At 33.7% G+C, this 17515-nt stretch carries 13 protein-coding genes and 1 tRNA gene; 8 read left to right on the forward strand and 6 right to left on the reverse strand.

Annotated features, from left to right (window positions below; genetic code table 11):
- Positions 1–104: 104 nt before the first annotated feature.
- On the forward strand, positions 105–629 hold the full coding sequence (cysC, locus tag Q1A15_RS10235) for an adenylyl-sulfate kinase (RefSeq protein WP_299622872.1): 525 nt from the start codon (positions 105–107) through the stop codon (positions 627–629).
- 3 nt (positions 630–632) lie between these two features.
- Here cysC and Q1A15_RS10240 read toward each other — a convergent pair whose 3' ends face one another.
- Genes Q1A15_RS10240 through Q1A15_RS10265 form a run of 6 tightly spaced genes read right to left on the reverse strand, consistent with a single transcriptional unit; the run spans position 633 to position 6396 of the window.
- Entirely contained in the window at positions 633–1703 is a 1071-nt protein-coding gene (locus Q1A15_RS10240) for an STM4014 family protein (RefSeq protein WP_299622875.1), read from the reverse strand.
- A gap of 12 nt (positions 1704–1715) precedes the next feature.
- Complete coding sequence (locus tag Q1A15_RS10245) at positions 1716–2828, reverse strand: WGR domain-containing protein (RefSeq protein WP_299622877.1); 1113 nt, start codon at positions 2826–2828, stop codon at positions 1716–1718.
- A gap of 3 nt (positions 2829–2831) precedes the next feature.
- Positions 2832–3680 (reverse strand): STM4011 family radical SAM protein, encoded by an 849-nt coding sequence (locus Q1A15_RS10250; RefSeq protein WP_299622880.1) that lies wholly within the window; start codon positions 3678–3680, stop codon positions 2832–2834.
- Positions 3671–4975, reverse strand: coding sequence for an STM4012 family radical SAM protein (locus Q1A15_RS10255; RefSeq protein ID WP_299622883.1), 1305 nt, complete (start codon positions 4973–4975; stop codon positions 3671–3673). The genes Q1A15_RS10250 and Q1A15_RS10255 overlap by 10 nt, the downstream gene beginning before the upstream one ends.
- Positions 4969–5760 (reverse strand): STM4013/SEN3800 family hydrolase, encoded by a 792-nt coding sequence (locus Q1A15_RS10260; RefSeq protein WP_299622885.1) that lies wholly within the window; start codon positions 5758–5760, stop codon positions 4969–4971. Before Q1A15_RS10260 ends, Q1A15_RS10255 begins: the two co-directional genes overlap by 7 nt.
- A 15-nt stretch (positions 5761–5775) precedes the next feature.
- Positions 5776–6396: an HAD family hydrolase gene (locus Q1A15_RS10265; protein WP_299622887.1), complete on the reverse strand. Its 621-nt coding sequence runs from the start codon at positions 6394–6396 to the stop codon at positions 5776–5778.
- Between the two features lie 217 nt (positions 6397–6613).
- On the opposite strand from Q1A15_RS10265, the gene Q1A15_RS10270 reads away from it, so the two are divergent.
- The 7 genes from Q1A15_RS10270 to Q1A15_RS10300 all read left to right on the forward strand — a co-directional run bounded on the left by Q1A15_RS10270 (position 6614) and on the right by Q1A15_RS10300 (position 17496).
- Positions 6614–6686 (forward strand) — tRNA-Met (locus Q1A15_RS10270).
- Positions 6687–6966: 280 nt separating this feature from the next.
- Positions 6967–7380 (forward strand): hypothetical protein, encoded by a 414-nt coding sequence (locus tag Q1A15_RS10275; RefSeq protein ID WP_299622889.1) that lies wholly within the window; start codon positions 6967–6969, stop codon positions 7378–7380.
- Between the two features lie 109 nt (positions 7381–7489).
- Positions 7490–11197: an efflux RND transporter permease subunit gene (locus tag Q1A15_RS10280; RefSeq protein WP_299622891.1), complete on the forward strand. Its 3708-nt coding sequence runs from the start codon at positions 7490–7492 to the stop codon at positions 11195–11197.
- Positions 11194–12492: a TolC family protein gene (locus Q1A15_RS10285; protein ID WP_299622893.1), complete on the forward strand. Its 1299-nt coding sequence runs from the start codon at positions 11194–11196 to the stop codon at positions 12490–12492. Before Q1A15_RS10280 ends, Q1A15_RS10285 begins: the two co-directional genes overlap by 4 nt.
- Positions 12493–12495: 3 nt before the next feature.
- Positions 12496–13221, forward strand: coding sequence for an acetolactate decarboxylase (locus Q1A15_RS10290; RefSeq protein ID WP_299622895.1), 726 nt, complete (start codon positions 12496–12498; stop codon positions 13219–13221).
- Complete coding sequence (locus Q1A15_RS10295; protein WP_299622897.1) at positions 13218–15719, forward strand: heavy metal translocating P-type ATPase; 2502 nt, start codon at positions 13218–13220, stop codon at positions 15717–15719. Before Q1A15_RS10290 ends, Q1A15_RS10295 begins: the two co-directional genes overlap by 4 nt.
- 4 nt (positions 15720–15723) lie before the next feature.
- Positions 15724–17496, forward strand: coding sequence for an efflux RND transporter periplasmic adaptor subunit (locus Q1A15_RS10300; RefSeq protein WP_299622899.1), 1773 nt, complete (start codon positions 15724–15726; stop codon positions 17494–17496).
- Positions 17497–17515: the final 19 nt, after the last annotated feature.

The following is a 17515-nucleotide window of genomic DNA, read 5'->3' on the forward strand; positions in this document are numbered from 1 at the left end:
AAAGCTTCACATTTTGTGAAGCTTTTTTGTTTTTGATAGTTTTAATAATTGATTGTTGTTATTTTTCCGAAAGCAAAAAGAGAAATGTATTAACTTCGATAACTATGAAATTAAAGAAAGAAACTGTTATTTGGTTTTTTGGATTATCTAGTTCTGGTAAAACAACATTAGCAAACACTCTTAATCAACAGCTTTTAGAAAAAGGTTTTCTAACTAGAAGGTTAGATGGAGATGTATTGCGTAAAGGACTGAATGTTGATTTAGGTTTTGAAGAAGAAGATCGAAAAGAGAATATTAGAAGAGCAGCTGAGGTTGCCAAGTTATTTTCTGAAACAGGAATAGTTACTATAGCTTCATTTATAACTCCTAAAGAAGAATTAAGGACTTTAGTTAAAGCAATAATAGGAAAAGAAAATGTAATAGATATTTATGTTGGTTGTTCTATTGAAACCTGTATTAAAAGAGATGTAAAGGGATTGTATAAAAAAGCTTTGAATAAAGAAATTCTAAACTTTACTGGAATCGATTCTGTTTTTGAATCATCAAAAAATCATTGTTTTACTGTCAATACAGAAGAAGAAACTGTAACACAAAGTGTTAACTCAATAGTTTCGTTTTTAGAAAGTTGAAAATTACCCTAAAAGTAAAGCGCACTGTTCGTGTGTAGTTAAATTTCGATCGTTTGTAATATTTAACAGCATATCTCCAAAAGCATTTATTTCTAAAACATAAACATCTTTCTTTGGTGTTAAAAGTACATCTACTCCGGCATAAAATAGTTTTGGATAACAACGCATAGCCTTTTCAGCGATTGATTTAATTTTTTCAACCGTTTTAGAGTCTAAATTTAATTGTTCTAATTGTAATTTTTCATTACCTAAATGTAAGTTTGTTATGGTGTGTTTACTTCCGCGAGGAACAATAAATTCGGCTTTACCATTTATTACCACAACTCTAAAATCAATATTTAAGTTTTCGTGTTTATATTTTGGTAACCATAATTCTACTTGTAAAGAATCAAATGGGATTTTGGACCAAATATTGTCAATACTGCTTTCAGTGTTGTAATGTTTAAGTTTTAAACTGTTGAATAATACTTCGTCTTTTGTAGTAATTGTAGTGTATAAATGTAGCTTTTTTTCATTTCTATATCTAAAAGCCATTACACCTGAAGCAGAAGAACCAGCTTTAGGTTTTAAAAATACTTGATGAATCTGTTTTTGTAACATCTTTTCTTTTAAATCGGAATAAGAAGTACAGTATAATGATGTTGGAACTGATATTCCTTTATTGTGAAGATGTTTTACGGTTTCTGATTTATTAAATACTGCTAGTATTTCTAGCGGATCATTAATGAAAGAAATTGAATAATCGTTTTCTAAATTCTTTATTTTTTGAAGTAAAATATTCCAGCCTTTATACCATAAATTAAAGTTTGAAACTTGACCAAAGTTGAAAGATGTACTTTTAATTTTATCTTTTTCGGAATCATTTTTACAGCCTAGAAGAAGAATTTCTTTGTAGGTTTCGATATCTTCTCCTGCTGATTCTAAGCGTATCTGATAAGAAATATCTTTAGAAAGTAAGAAATCGTTATGTATAATATCTATATAAGAAATGCAAATCAGCTCTTTTTGTAGAGCTGATTTCCAAAACTGTATTCGCCTTGAGTTTTTAGGCGCTATTATAATGTGTTTTTTCAAAAAAATGAATTATTATTCTCCGACTTCAACAAAATACCAATCGTCTTCAACAGCTTCTTCGTAATAATCTGAATATTCAAAACTTCCTTTAGTACCAAATCGTTTACGAAGCGCTTTTGTTTGTTCTTCACTCATGTAATGAAAATCGCAATTGATTTTTTCTAACTGATCTAAAGCTTCATTTCTTAATAAAGATTTACCACCTTCTTCTCTTAAAACTCCCATAGAAATATCTAAGGTTTTAATTCTGCTTAAGATTTCATGGTTTTCAAGAATAGCAACAATATCGTCTTGAATTTCAGCATTCATAAGTCCTAAATGCTGTAAGTTTGGAAAAGGATTGTCAGCAAGTAATTTCTTTACAGTATCTTTTGTTACTGTTGCTCCGTAATCTGATGTTCCGAACCAAATTTCTAATTTTTCTAAACTCGTTAGTGAGTTTTTAGATTTAGCAATATCTTCAATAAGTTCATCATCTAATCCACCCGATTCAATAGTCAATGTTTTTAAGTTTGGTAAATTAAAAGTTCCGAAAGTTAAGTTATTTCCACCACGAACTTTTAAGCTTTCAATATGATTGTAAGCTTTAAGGAAATTTTCAAAACCAGATTGTTGTATCCAAGAGATTTCATTTTCCTCAGACTCAATATCTCCAATAAAGAAGTGTTTTACATTAGAGAAATGATCTTTGTTTTCTACGAAAAAGTTTAAAATATGACTGCTACTTTTATCATATCCTTCTTCCCACATTCCTATAACAATTTCTTCAACTTTATCGCTATTTTCTTGTGCTTTAAAATTGTTTAAAAACTCTAAAATCTCAGGATCATTATCATATTCATAAGAAATAAATTTATAAGCAAGAGCTGAATCTACTTCACTATTTAGCTTGTAGGTTACAACTTTTCTAGAAGGTGAACTTATTGTTTTATATCCTTTCTTTTCTTTTGAAGCTATAAGTTTATTTGCATCTTTTAAGGCTTCTTCCTCAGAATTAAAAGTTTTATCTTTTTGCACACCTTGTGTACCAATTTTCCCATAAGTTACCGAATGGGTGTTACCTTCAACTAGTATTTTCCAAAATTTTTGAGAACTACCGTCTTTATACTCTAAATATTTTTCCATAGGTTATGATTTTATAATTCGGGTTAATAATTCGTTTCCGTAGATTTCTTTTAAGTTTAATGTATCAAGATTCATGTAACCAATATAACAACCGCATGTGTTATTCGGGCAAGTTTTTTTTTTGGTTAAATCTTTTAAATTGTTTGTGTAAATGTTACCTAATTTCTGTTTTACAAAATGACAAGGATATACATCTCCTTCTCCTGTTATCGAAAAACTAGAATAGCCAGCTTGACATGATTTATGTAATGAATCGTGATATGTATTATTGATGTTAAAGTATGGATCTATTGTTGCTAACCAAGCTTTTTCACTTTCTGAATAATAATCAGTTTCTCGTTTGTAAGCGTTAATCCAAATATATCTTTCTGTAAGTGTCGATTTCAATTTTTCTATAGCTTTATAATGTGCTTTCATTCCCACAATTCCAATACTAAATTGTATATCATTAGCTATTAAATATTGACATTTTTCAATGAATTTTTCAAAACTTACTTCATCTGGATGATATGTAACCCAAAGTCTAAATGTATCTGGATTTACGTCTTTTATCCAATCAAGTTGGCAAGATAAATTGGTTTGAATAGAAATTAATTTTACCTGTTCCATATGACTCAAACGAACCATTGCTTTTTGGTAATACGATCGAATTAAACCTTCTCCCCAAGGAGTTAATAAAATTCGTAGATTTTCTGTTCTTTCTTCAGCCCAATCTACAAACTTATTCAGGCATTTTTTATCGTACGCTAATTCTTCTCGAGTATTTTTCTTTTTTGCAAACGGACAATAATGGCAATCGTAATTACAACTGTCTAAACTTCCTCTGTAAAGTATGTTCCAGTTTACTTCCATTCAAAATCTTGCATTAGTTGTTTACTATTTTCTGAATATAAAGCCGGACCAATAACATCTTCATAACACATTCCTTCTTGATTTAAGCTGTAAAGTTCAGGATGCATTTCAGTTAGCCAATTTCTTTCAACCAATTCATTCAAAAGTTCAAATTCGTAGAATGGATTTACATCAAAAATATCTTTGTAAAGTTTTGTATTTAAATCTCCTCCATCAGTTAAAGATTTTATTAAAAATCGTCTTTTTTGTTCTTCTGTATTTAAAGCGACACCATAATTTATGTTTTTAAAATCTTTAGTGTCCATATAATCATTAATGATTGTTTTTATTTCCTTACGATTTACTGCATAATCAGTACTGTAATGTAAATTTTTGGTATAAGAACGCGCACCAGCTCCAACGCCGATCATATTATCAGTAATTGAAGAATAATTAGCTTTAGGTCGACAATCAAATGCTTCTTTTCTTCGAAAACATCGCATACTTGTCTGAATATAACCATTGCTCAGTAAAAAATCTCGACCAGTAATATAGAGTTGAAATTGATGCTGACTTTGTTTCTGATTTTTGATTCCGAGTCCAGTTAATTTTCTGATATACAAAGGGTATAGGAAAATCTCTGTTGGTTGATATGCAATTGTTTTTTCTAAAGAATATAAAAACGACGATTTAGTTTGATTATGAGCTCCATAAATCAAATCTAAGTTGAACTCTTCTACATTAGATTGAGCAATGTTTTCAACAGCTGTTAATGTTGTAGCTATTGTTTGAGGCCTCCCTAATACTTTCATTTCATCTTGTACCCAAGATTGAATCCCCATACTTAAACGAGCTATTTTATATTCTTTAATAAGCTCTATTTTTTCTGTGTTTATTGTTTTAGGTGAAGCTTCAATAGAACCAAAAAACTGTAGTGGATGTACTCCAAAGTCAACAATACTTTTAAATAAAGATTCAAGTTCATCAACAGTTAAGAACGTTGGAGTTCCACCACCAATAGCATAATTTTTCAGTTGTAAGTTTGGAATTACTTCTGAAATCTGTTGCAATTGTAATTGCACAGTTTCTATATATTTTGAAACTCGTTCTTTTGGATTTGAAATTGTAAAAAGATTACAAAAACCACAACGCATTTCACAAAACGGAATATGAACATAGAAAAAAGCAGCGTTTTGTTCTTGCCATACATCCTTTAAGTCAATCGGAGTTAATTCTCGGTAAGTAGATTTATGCGGATACGAATATGTATATCCTTGATAGGGTTGTGATATGTCTAAACTATTCGAAACTAACATTTGCTAAGGTATTGTAAATACGGAACTGTCATTACAGTTTCGTGTGCGTTTCTATGTCCCCAATGATCATGTTCGCCGTAAGCAGTTCCATGATCACTACAAACTATAATTAATTTATTAGTATTTCTTTCTGTTAAAGCTTGCTGTAATATTGGCAATTGAGAATCTACATATTGTAAAGCCGCAGCGTGAGATTCTATATCATCTTTTTCCTTATCATCTAAATAAAAATGAGTAGGTTGATGTGTTGCAGATATATTTATGAACAAACACAAAGGATCTATATTTTGCAAATATTTTTCAGCTGTCTTAAATTGAAAATATGTAGACTTTTTTTCAGTAACTCCAAGTTGATCTGTCCATTCACTGTGCTGAAACATTCCCGGTAAAACATTTCCAATTGCGTTTTTTTTATTAAAAAAACCTACACCACCGATACAAACAGTTTTATATCCTTTATTTGCTAAAGCTTCAATGAAATTTGATTCTTTAAAAACAAATGTATTTTGATTTGTAGATTCACTTCCTTCAAAACTACTAGCAAAAAGTCTAGGAGTGATTTGCTGACCAATTTTTGTTGGTAAAAAACCTGAAAAAAAAGCTAAATGTGCAGGATAAGTAAAACTAGCAGGAGTATACCTTTTTTCCCAACCAGAATTAGGTAGCCACTTGGAAAAATTAGGAAGTTTGTTTTCCAAAAACAATTCTTGACTAACATCGTATCGCAATGAATCTAACGTAATGAAGATAATATCGTAACCCGGTATTAAATTATTAAGGTTCATGAGCTGAAAAGCAATTTATTTTTCTCGAAGATACGGTATTAAATCTTTTAAAGCACAAATTTTATCATTAAGAATTAAGGTACGATTATGTGATAACCATACGCTCTTCCAACCCAATTTTTTAGGAGCTAAAAAATCTTGTTCATAATGATCACCAATCATGATAATTTCACTTGAAAGGCAATTCAAGTTGTCTTGTATGTGTTTGTAAAAGTTTGAGTCTGGTTTTTTATATCCAATGTTTTCTGAAATGTACACATGATCTACATATGCTAAAATTCCTGCAGCTTTTAGTTTATTAGTTTGATTATGAGTTCCTCCGTTGGTTCCAATAACTATTTTGTACTGTTCTTTTAAACATTTCAGAATAAGTAAGGTTTCTTTATTTTGAGAAATATATTGATACAATTCGTTTGCACATAGCATAATTAACTCATCAGAAGAAATTGATAACTCATATTTTTTAATTAACCAGTTATAAAAATGATGTCGAGATGTATATCCCCAATTATCATAATACAAAATCAAGGATTTGTCTATACTTTTACATTCGTGTAAAACTTTATTCTTTAGCCATAACCAGTAGGCTTCATTTCTATCAATTAATGTATTATCTAAATCAAAAACAAGTATCATAACTTACTTACGAGTATACGGTCATTTTTAGAGATCTAAAAATAGATAAGCTATTTTTCTCAAACTCTTTTTGATGAAATGAAGATTAATGTCATGTTAACAACGATTTAGAGAATTTATTAAGGAAGTATTTTTAGCGATTATTATTTTTTTGAAAATAAAGTTGACTTTTATTTGGATATAACTAAGAAAAAGACCTATTTTTGCCGTCCAATATCGCGGGATAGAGCAGTAGGCAGCTCGTCGGGCTCATAACCCGAAGGTCACTGGTTCGAGTCCAGTTCCCGCTACTAGATTTGACAAGGCTTCACAGAAATGTGGGGCCTTTCTTTTTTGCTATGGGTACAGAATAGGTACAGAATATTGATTATTTCATTCCGAGTCATAGCATTTAGTGTTATTTGAATTAAAACAAACTTAAAAGGCACTTTTGCATTCACTTCCCTCTTTTTATTTACGAAAAGAAGCATCGATTACTTAAGTCTTGGACAGAATAGTAGGTTTGGAGCGATTAAACTTCTGTTAAACAAAATAACGAATTGTTAAATTTTTATACCTTTGCAAATAGTTATGAAGCAATTTTTCCATAAAATAATGTCCTTTGTATTGGCATTTGTAGTGTTATTTTCTACAATGTCATTTACTGTGAATATGCATTATTGTGGAGATACTTTGGTAGAAACTGCCATATTTCATAAAGCCAAAGGTTGCGGAATGGAAATGGAAAAACCTTCAACTGAAGGGTGTTCTATTACTAAGAAAAACTGCTGTAATGATGAGCAATTAGCAATTGAAGGTCAAGACGAACTACAACTGCAAGTTGATAAAATAACGTTTGAGCAACAAGTATTCATAGCTTCATTTGTTTACACTTACATTAACCTTTTTGAAGGTTTAGACAATAACGTATCTACTTACGAAGAATACAAACCGCCGCTCGTCATAAGGCGTATCTACAAGATTGACGAGACATACTTAATTTGATTTTTAAACAATAGACTTTTTTATCCTATGACTGCAATGTCGTAAGGATAATTTGCTGTATTCGGTGTTTTCCAAACACCAATGTCTAATTGTTTAATTATCAAAGCTAATGCTAAATAAAAGCATCAAATTTTTAATAGAAAATAAACTCGTTGCGGTTCTGCTACTCGTTCTTTTTGTGGGTTGGGGAACAGTAAATGCACCTTTTAATTGGGACACAGGTTTATTACCAAGTAATCCTGTCGCTGTAGATGCCATACCAGATATTGGCGAAAATCAACAAATCGTATTTACTAAGTGGGATGGTCGCTCACCGCAAGATATAGAAGACCAAATTACCTACCCACTTACAACGTCGCTACTCGGTATTCCGGGAGTAAAAACCATCCGTAGTTCCTCTATGTTTGGCTTTTCAAGTATCTATATCATTTTTGAAGAAGATATAGAGTTTTACTGGAGTCGTAGTCGTATTCTCGAAAAGCTCAACTCACTACCAAGTGGTTTATTACCCGAAGGTGTTAATCCTGCTTTAGGTCCAGATGCCACAGGATTAGGACAAATATTCTGGTACACACTTGAAGGTCGTGATGAAAACGGAAACGTAACTGGTGGTTGGGATTTACAGGAATTACGTAGTATTCAAGATTACTACGTAAAATATGCCTTATCCTCTGCAAGTGGTGTTTCGGAAGTTGCTTCTATTGGTGGTTATGTTCAGGAATATCAAGTGGATGTAAATCCAGAATTGATGCGTCAATATAATATTGGATTGCATCACGTGGTAAAAGCTGTTAAAGAAAGCAACAAGGATATAGGTGCACAGACTTTGGAAATTAACCAAGCCGAATATTTAGTCCGTGGTTTAGGTTATGTAAAATCCATTTCCGACATCGAGAATGCAGTAGTCACTTCCGAAGATTATACAGCAATAAAAATCAAAGATATTGGAAAAGTCTCTTTAGGTCCTGCATCTCGACGTGGTTTATTGGATAAAGAAGGTGCTGAAGTTGTTGGTGCTGTTGTGGTGGCTCGTTATGGTGCAAACCCAATGGAAGTCATCAATAACGTAAAGGAAAAAATTAATGAATTAAGTGCAGGTTTACCTTCAAAAGTATTAACGGATGGCAGAACTTCCCAAGTTACCATAGTACCCTTTTATGACAGAACAGAACTAATACAAGAAACTTTAGGCACACTCAATGAGGCATTGACTTTAGAAATACTTATAACCATTCTGGTCATAATCATTATGGTGTTTAATCTTCGTGCTTCGGTACTAATTTCTGGACTATTACCTGTTGCGGTTTTAATGGTGTTTATTGCTATGAAACTCTTTGGTGTTGATGCTAATATTGTCGCATTATCTGGTATTGCTATTGCTATTGGAACGATGGTCGATGTTGGTGTCATACTTTCAGAAAATATCATTCGGCATTTAGATGAAGATGATGGAACACAATCTATTAACACGGTAGTTTACAATGCAACAGCTGAAGTATCTGGTGCAATCGTTACCGCAGTAATGACCACAATTATCAGTTTCATTCCAGTATTTACAATGATTGGAGCAGAAGGAAAACTATTTAGACCATTAGCATTCACAAAAACCTTTGCATTAACAGCATCCATTATTGTAGCGTTATTTTTGATTCCACCGTTTGCTGCATTCTTATTCCGAAAGAAAAGCATTAAAAACACTTTTAAATATGTTTTAAATGGTGTTTTAATAGCGTTAGGTATCGCTGCAATTATCTATGGGTATTGGTTAGGGTTGATATTAATAGCTTTTGGAATTACCGCACTTCTCAATCTTCAAAATAAGATAACAGACAAGCAAGCTAACCTTATTAATATTATTATTTCAGCATCAGCAATAGTACTCTTGTTAGCAGAATATTGGAGACCATTAGGTGTTGATAAAAGCATTTTCTGGAATCTCATTTTCGTTAGTGTTATTTGCTTTGGTTTATTAGGTGTTTTCTCATTATTCATCAAATATTACACACGCATTTTAAGGTGGTGTTTAGATAATAAGTTACTCTTTTTGTCTGTCCCAACAGCAATTGTAATTGCAGGTTTTTTCATTATGAAAAAAACAGGTAAAGAGTTTATGCCATCATTAAATGAAGGCTCATTTTTATTAATGCCAACCTCAATGCCTCATTCTGGCGTGGAAGAAAATAAAAGGGTTTTACAGCAATTGGATATGGCAGTAGCCAGTATTCCAGAGATTGAAACCGTAGTTGGTAAAGCAGGTAGAACGGAATCAGCTTTAGACCCAGCACCTTTATCAATGTATGAAAATGTCATTCAGTACAAACCAGAATATATGCTGAATGAAAATGGTCAACGACAACGCTATAAAGTAAATGATGATGGTTTATTTGAGTTGAAAGATGGGCGATTTATTGCAAATCCAAATAATTCTGAAAATGTCACTTTAAGCACAGTCAAAAGGTCTCAATTAATAGAAGATAACAATGGCGAGTTTTACCGTAATTGGCGACCAGAAATAGAATCACCAGACGATATTTGGAATGAAATAGTAAAAGTCACCAAACTACCTGGTGTCACTTCTGCACCAAAATTACAGCCTATTGAAACCCGATTAGTAATGCTGCAAACAGGAATGCGTGCACCAATGGGAATCAAAGTGAAAGGTCAAGATTTAAAACAGATTGAAGCGTTTGGCGTACAATTGGAAGACATTTTAAAACAAGCCGAAGGTGTAAAAGATGAAGCTGTTTTTGCAGATAGAATAGTAGGTAAACCCTATCTGCTCATTGATATTGACAGAGAAAAGATAGCACGTTATGGTATATCCATTGATGATGTGCAAAACGTACTAAAAGTTGCAGTTGGTGGAATGGTCTTAACCCAAACTGTTGAAGGTCGAGAACGCTATGGTGTACGCGTACGTTATCCAAGAGAATTACGAGCAAACCCAACCGATTTAAAACAAATTTACGTTCCAGTTGAAAAAGGAAGCCCTGTGCCTTTAAGCGAATTGGCAACTATAAGATACGAACAAGGTCCACAGGTCATTAAAAGTGAAGATACCTTTTTAGTTGGCTATGTATTGTTCGATAAAATGGATGGATATGCAGAAGTCAATGTGGTTGAAAGCGCACAAGCCTTAATTCAGCAAAAGATAGATAGTGGCGAATTAGTAGTTCCAAAAGGTATTAACTACCAATTTACAGGAACGTACGAAAATCAGTTACGAGCTGAAAAAACCTTATCGGTTGTTGTTCCTTTAGCATTGGCAATCATTTTCTTGATTTTGTATTTCCAGTTTCGTTCTGTTGGAACATCCTTAATGGTATTTACAGGCATTGCTGTAGCATTTGCAGGTGGTTTTGTAATGATATGGCTTTATGGTCAAGGATGGTTTTTAAACTTCAATTTCTTTGGTGAAAATCTACGTGATTTGTTCCAAATGCACCCAATTAATTTAAGTGTTGCAGTTTGGGTTGGGTTTATTGCACTCTTCGGTATTGCAACCGATGATGGTGTTGTAATGGCAACCTATTTAACTCAAACATTCGATAGAAACACACCGGAAAACAAAAAACAGGTGAGAGCATCAGTTGTTGAAGCAGGTGAAAAACGTATCAGACCGTGTTTAATGACTACAGCGACCACAATTTTAGCATTATTACCAATACTTACATCAACAGGACGAGGAAGCGACATTATGATACCTATGGCAATTCCAAGTTTTGGAGGAATGCTCATTGCTTTAATCACTTTGTTTGTTGTACCGGTATTGTACAGCTGGAAAGCAGAAGTTCAACTTAAAAGAACATCAAAATGAAAAATATAATTCTAATAATCAGCATTTTGTTTGTTTCCGCTGAAGTTCATACTGAGCGAAGACGAAGTGCGAAAGCCCGCCTGAACGCATTCGTATTTTTAGTGTTACTTCTGGTTGGAATTGGCGGGCAGGCACAAGAGCTTCAATCCTACATTCAAGAAGCAGAATCAAACAATCCAGAAATTCAAAAGTTTGAGTTGCAATATAAAAGAGTTTCGGAAAAAGTAAACGAGGTCAACACCATTCCTAATACTGAATTTGGTGTAGGATATTTTGTAAGTGAACCGGAAACCAGAACAGGTGCGCAACGCTTTAAAGTGTCGGCGAAGCAAATGTTACCGTGGTTCGGAACCATTACGTCGAGAGAAAATTATGTGAGTTCTTTGGCAGATGCCAAATATGAAGATATTGTTATCGCAAAGCGAAAGTTAAGGGCTTCGGTATCACAATCCTATTACAATTTGTATGCAAACAAGTCTAAACAAGAGGTGATAGCTGGTAATATCAAACTATTGGAGACCTATGAAACATTAGCCCTAACATCGGTAGAAGTAGGTAAAGCATCAGCAGTAGATGTATTACGATTGCAAATGCGTCAAAACGAATTGCAACAACTAAAAGATGTGTTACACCAACAATTTTTAGCGGAACAAACCAAATTCAATAACCTATTGAATCGAGAAAATGATATTACGGTCAATGTGATAGACAGTTTAATGATACCATCAGAAGACTTTGAAATCACTACTGAAAATTTAGCATTACATCCCGAATTGTTGAAATATGATAAACTTTATCAATCCATAGAACAATCAGAATTATTGAATCAAAAAGAAAGTAGTCCGATGATTGGTTTCGGCTTGGATTATATCAATGTTGCCGAAAGGCCAAATATGAATTTTAGTGATAACGGAAAGGATATTGTAATGCCAATGGTTTCGGTATCTATCCCAATTTTCAATAAGAAATATAAATCCCAAACCAAGCAGAATGAGTTGCAACAGCAGGAAATTACTGCTCAAAAACAAGAACGTTTAAACATCTTGGAAACTCTTTTAGACAAAGCGATTAACGAACGCATTTCTGCAAGAATAAGTTATGCTACCCAAACCAAAAACCTAAAGCAAGCCAAAGATGCAGAAGACATTTTAATCAAAAGCTATGAAACAGGAACGATTGATTTTAATGATGTTTTAGACATTCAAGAGTTACAGCTAAAGTTTCAAATGAACCAAATAGAATCTGTGAAGACCTACTATGTGCAGACAACAATAATTAATTATTTAACCAATTAAACAATGAATAAATCAACATATATAACCCTATTGACATTCTTATTAATCGCCTTTACTTCTTGTCGAGATAATAGCGAAAAAAGTGCTTCGATAGAAGTAAAACATTCGGGTGCTTTAAGAACTATAATGTCTGGTAACATTCAACCCGTAATTAGTTTAGATACACTTTCAGAAAAGAAACATCTATACGCTCTTGGTGCTGTAGATAATCTCAAAGGTGAAATACAAATATTTGATAGCAAACCGAGCAACAGCTTTATGGTTGATAGTAGTTTACAGATTAAAAACTCATATAGTCTAAAAGCGTCTTTATTAGTATATGCTGAAGTTGCAGCCTGGGATTCTTTTCAAGTTGAGAATAGTAAAACAAAAAGTGATTTAGAAGAACAAATTTTTGAACTTGCCACAAGTGGCGGAATCAATACTGAAGAACCATTTCCCTTCTTATTAGAGGGTACAATCGCCTCTCTAGATTGGCACGTTATAAATTGGAAAGATGGGGATACCATCCATAACCATAAAAAGCATAAGGAATCTGGTTTAAATGGAACTTTAACGAACAAAAAAGTTCAAATTATAGGTTTCTATTCCACAAAGCATAAAGCAGTTTTCACTCATCATACTACCAATATGCATATGCATTTTAAAACTGATTATAATGCTATGGCTGGCCATATTGATGATTTATCATTAAATCAAACAGTAACACTAAAGCTGCCAAAACAATGACACACACATATCACATACACGGAATGACCTGCAATGGTTGTCGCAGTCACGTTGAGGAAACGCTCACTAAAGTAGATGGTGTTTCAAAAGCAATAGTCAATTTAGATAAGGCGGAAGCTACTATAGAAATGGAATCCCACATTCCTATAGAAACTTTTCAAGAAGCCTTAAAAAAGGATGGTGATAGGTACAGTATTCATAAAAAAAGCGAGCAGCATCAGCATTCCGAACATAAAAAGGAAAAGCAACCTAAAGGTAAAGGTACAGGCACATTTTATTGTCCTATGCATTGCGAAGGCGATAAAATCTATAACAAACCAGGTGATTGTCCTGTTTGCGGAATGGATTTGGTCGAAGAACAAAATCTATCAGCAACTTCAAAGGAACAATGGACGTGCCCTATGCACCCAGAAATCGTGAAAGACGAAGCAGGTTCGTGTCCTATCTGCGGAATGGATTTAGTGCCAATGCAACCCGACCTTTCAGCAGAAGAAAAGACCTATAAAAAGCTATTAAAAAAGTTTTGGATTGCCACAGCATTCACCTTACCAATTTTCTTAATTGCTATGAGCGAAATGTTCAATAACAATCCATTATTCGATATAATGGAACAGAAATATTGGAATTGGATTCAGTTTGCATTGTCAATTCCAGTCGTGTTTTATGCCACTTGGATGTTCTTTGAACGTGCCTATAAAAGTATTAAGACTTGGAATCTCAATATGTTTACGCTCATTGGAATTGGTGCAGGCGTAGCGTGGTTGTTTAGTGTAATTGGAATGTTATTTCCCGATGTGTTTCCAAGTCAATTTAAAACAGAATCAGGTGCAGTCCACGTCTATTTTGAAGCAGCAACGGTAATTCTAACATTGGTGCTTTTAGGTCAATTATTAGAAGCTCGCGCACATAGTAAAACAAATTCAGCAGTAAAAGAACTGTTGAAATTAGCACCTAATAAGGCCATAAAAATTGTGGATGGTGAAGAAGTTGAAGTCAGTATTGACGAGATAGAACTCAACTATATTCTAAAAGTAAAACCGGGCGATAAAATTCCTGTAGATGGTGTCATTACGGAAGGCAATACAAGTATTGACGAATCAATGATTACTGGTGAACCCATTCCAGTAAATAAAGCTTTAGATGATAAAGTAAGTAGCGGAACAATAAATGGCAATCAATCCTTTTTAATGAAAGCTGAAAAGGTAGGTAGTGACACTTTATTATCACAAATCATTCATATGGTGAATGATGCCAGTAGAAGTCGTGCACCTATTCAAAATTTAGCTGATAAAGTTTCGGGTTATTTTGTACCAGTTGTAGTTATCATATCTGTAATCACATTTATTGTGTGGGCAATTTGGGGACCAGAACCTGCTTACGTCTATGCGTTGGTTAATGCAATTGCAGTTCTAATTATAGCCTGTCCGTGTGCATTAGGTCTAGCAACGCCAATGTCTGTGATGGTTGGTGTAGGTAAAGGTGCTCAAAATGGCGTATTGATTAAGAACGCCGAAGCACTTGAAAAAATGGATAAAGTAAATACGCTTATCGTTGACAAAACAGGAACAATTACAGAAGGTAAACCAACAGTTGAAACCGTAGGTGCTTTTAATGATGCCTTAAGTGAAAAAGAAGCGTTACAATACATCGTTTCACTCAACACAAATAGCGAGCATCCGTTAGCAGAAGCTACCGTGAAATACGGAAAAGAGCATAGTGCTGAAATACTAAAGTCCGTAGATTTTAGTGCTGTTACTGGAAAGGGTGTTGAAGCTAAAATTGATGGCAAAAATGTAGCATTGGGGAATCCTAAAATGATGGAATATGCCAAATCAGACATTACATCGACAATGAAAGATGAAGCCAAAACCTATCAAAAACAAGGTAAAACGGTTTCTTATTTAGCGATAGATAAAACCGTTGTAGGCTACGTGGTCATTGGCGATAAGATAAAAGAAACAAGTGCCAAAGCTATTAAAGCACTTCAAGGTAAAGGCATTGATGTAATAATGCTTACAGGCGATAATCACGATACCGCACAAGCAGTAGCATCAGAATTGAATCTGGCAGACTTTAAAGCCAGTATGTTACCAGAGGACAAACTCAAAGAAGTGGAAAAATTACAAGAAAACGGAAAAGTAGTTGCTATGGCAGGTGATGGTATTAACGATGCACCAGCATTGGCAAAAAGTGATGTGGGTATTGCTATGGGAACAGGAACAGACGTAGCTATTGAAAGTGCAATGATAACGCTCGTAAAAGGTGATTTAAACGGCATTGTAAAAGCAAGAAATCTAAGCGATTCAGTAATGAAGAACATCAAGCAAAACCTATTTTTTGCACTTATCTACAACACATTAGGTGTGCCTATTGCAGCAGGTGTTTTGTTCCCGTTTTTCGGAATATTACTCTCACCAATGATAGCCGCTTTAGCAATGAGTTTTAGTTCAGTTTCAGTAATAGTAAATGCATTACGATTAAGAAATATTAAAATATAGTAGTATGAAAAAATATATAGTTTATACGGGAATATTATTAGCGGGACTGCTATTAGGTTGGATACTATTCGGTAGCTCATCAAAACAAGAAGCAGAACACAATCACTCTGAAGTTGAAGAGAGTAATCAAATGTGGACGTGCTCTATGCATCCGCAGATTATGCAACCAGAATCAGGCGATTGTCCTATTTGTGGTATGGATTTAATTCCTGCTGAAAATAGTGCAGATGGCCTGTTAGCAGACCAATTCAAACTCACAGAAAACGCAATGGCTTTAGCAAATATCCAAACAACCGTTGTTGGTAAAGGCAATGCAGAAGGCAATACTATAAAACTATCTGGTAAAATTGCTGAAAACGAAGAAGCCAACGCAGTTCAGGTCAGTTACTTTTCGGGTAGAATTGAACGTTTGAATGTAAGTTTCACTGGTGAAGAAGTTCGTAAAGGTCAGCTTTTGGCAACAATCTATTCGCCAGAACTCTATGCAGCACAACAAGAATTGATTACAGCAGCATCCTTAAAAGAATCGCAACCTGCTTTGTACAAAGCGGTTCGTAATAAACTGAAATTATGGAAGCTCTCTGAAAATCAAATCAATCAGATTGAAGAAACTGGAAAAGTGAAAGAAAACTTTCCTGTGTACGCAACTGTTTCGGGAACAGTCACGGAAAAACTGGTAGAGCAAGGCGATTATATCAAACAAGGTCAACCCTTATTAAAAATCGCCAATCTCAACACGGTTTGGGGAAATTTTGATGTCTATGAAAATCAGATTGACCGCTTTAAAAAAGGGCAAGAAGTGATGGTAACAACCAATGCCTATCCTAATAAGGAATTTAAAGGTAAAGTTGATTTTATAGACCCGGTTTTAAACACGAGAACAAGAACAGTAACCTTGCGTGTGGTTCTAAACAACAAGGAAGATGTATTTAAACCAGGAATGTTTATAACCGCAAATATTGAAAGTAGTAAAGCTAACAATGACGAAGTATTAACAATTCCAGCATCTGCTGTGTTATGGACAGGTGAGCGTTCTGTGGTGTATTTAAAAGCAAATGCAGACCAACCTGTTTTTGAAATGCGTGAAATTAAATTAGGTAATCAAATTGGTAATGAATATGAAGTTTTAGAAGGCTTGTTTGCCGGAAATGAAATAGTAACTAACGGAACATTTACGGTTGATGCAGCAGCACAATTACAGGGTAAGAAATCAATGATGAATAAAGATGGTGGTAAAGTAATGACTGGTCACGAGGGTCATTTAGGTATGGATAACAATTCATCCAACAAAGAAACTGACCACACCAATATGAATGAACGTTTGGAAGTATCAGAGAAATTTCAACAACAGTTAAATAGTGTTTACAATGAGTATATCAATTTAAAAGATGCTTTAGTAAAAGAAGATTCAAAAAGTACTTCAACAAGCGCATCAACTTTACTAAACAATTTAACCAAAGTAGATATGAAATTGTTATCAGATAATAAGGCGCATAACCATTGGATGTCATTAGAAAAGGAAATAAAATCTTCAGCGACCTCAATTTCTGAAACGTCCGATATAAAAGTTCAAAGAGACCATTTCAAGCATTTGTCATCACATCTAATCAATGCTGTTCAACTATTTGGTGTAAATGAAAAAGTCTATTTAGAATTTTGTCCAATGGCAGATAATAACAAGGGTGCGTTTTGGTTGAGCAAAGAAGAAAAAGTAATCAATCCATATTTTGGTGATGCAATGCTAAGCTGTGGAGAAGTAAAACAAATAATAGAATAATAACAATTAAATTTTAAAC

This window comes from uncultured Tenacibaculum sp. (genome assembly GCF_947495995.1).
Lineage (GTDB): Bacteria > Bacteroidota > Bacteroidia > Flavobacteriales > Flavobacteriaceae > Polaribacter.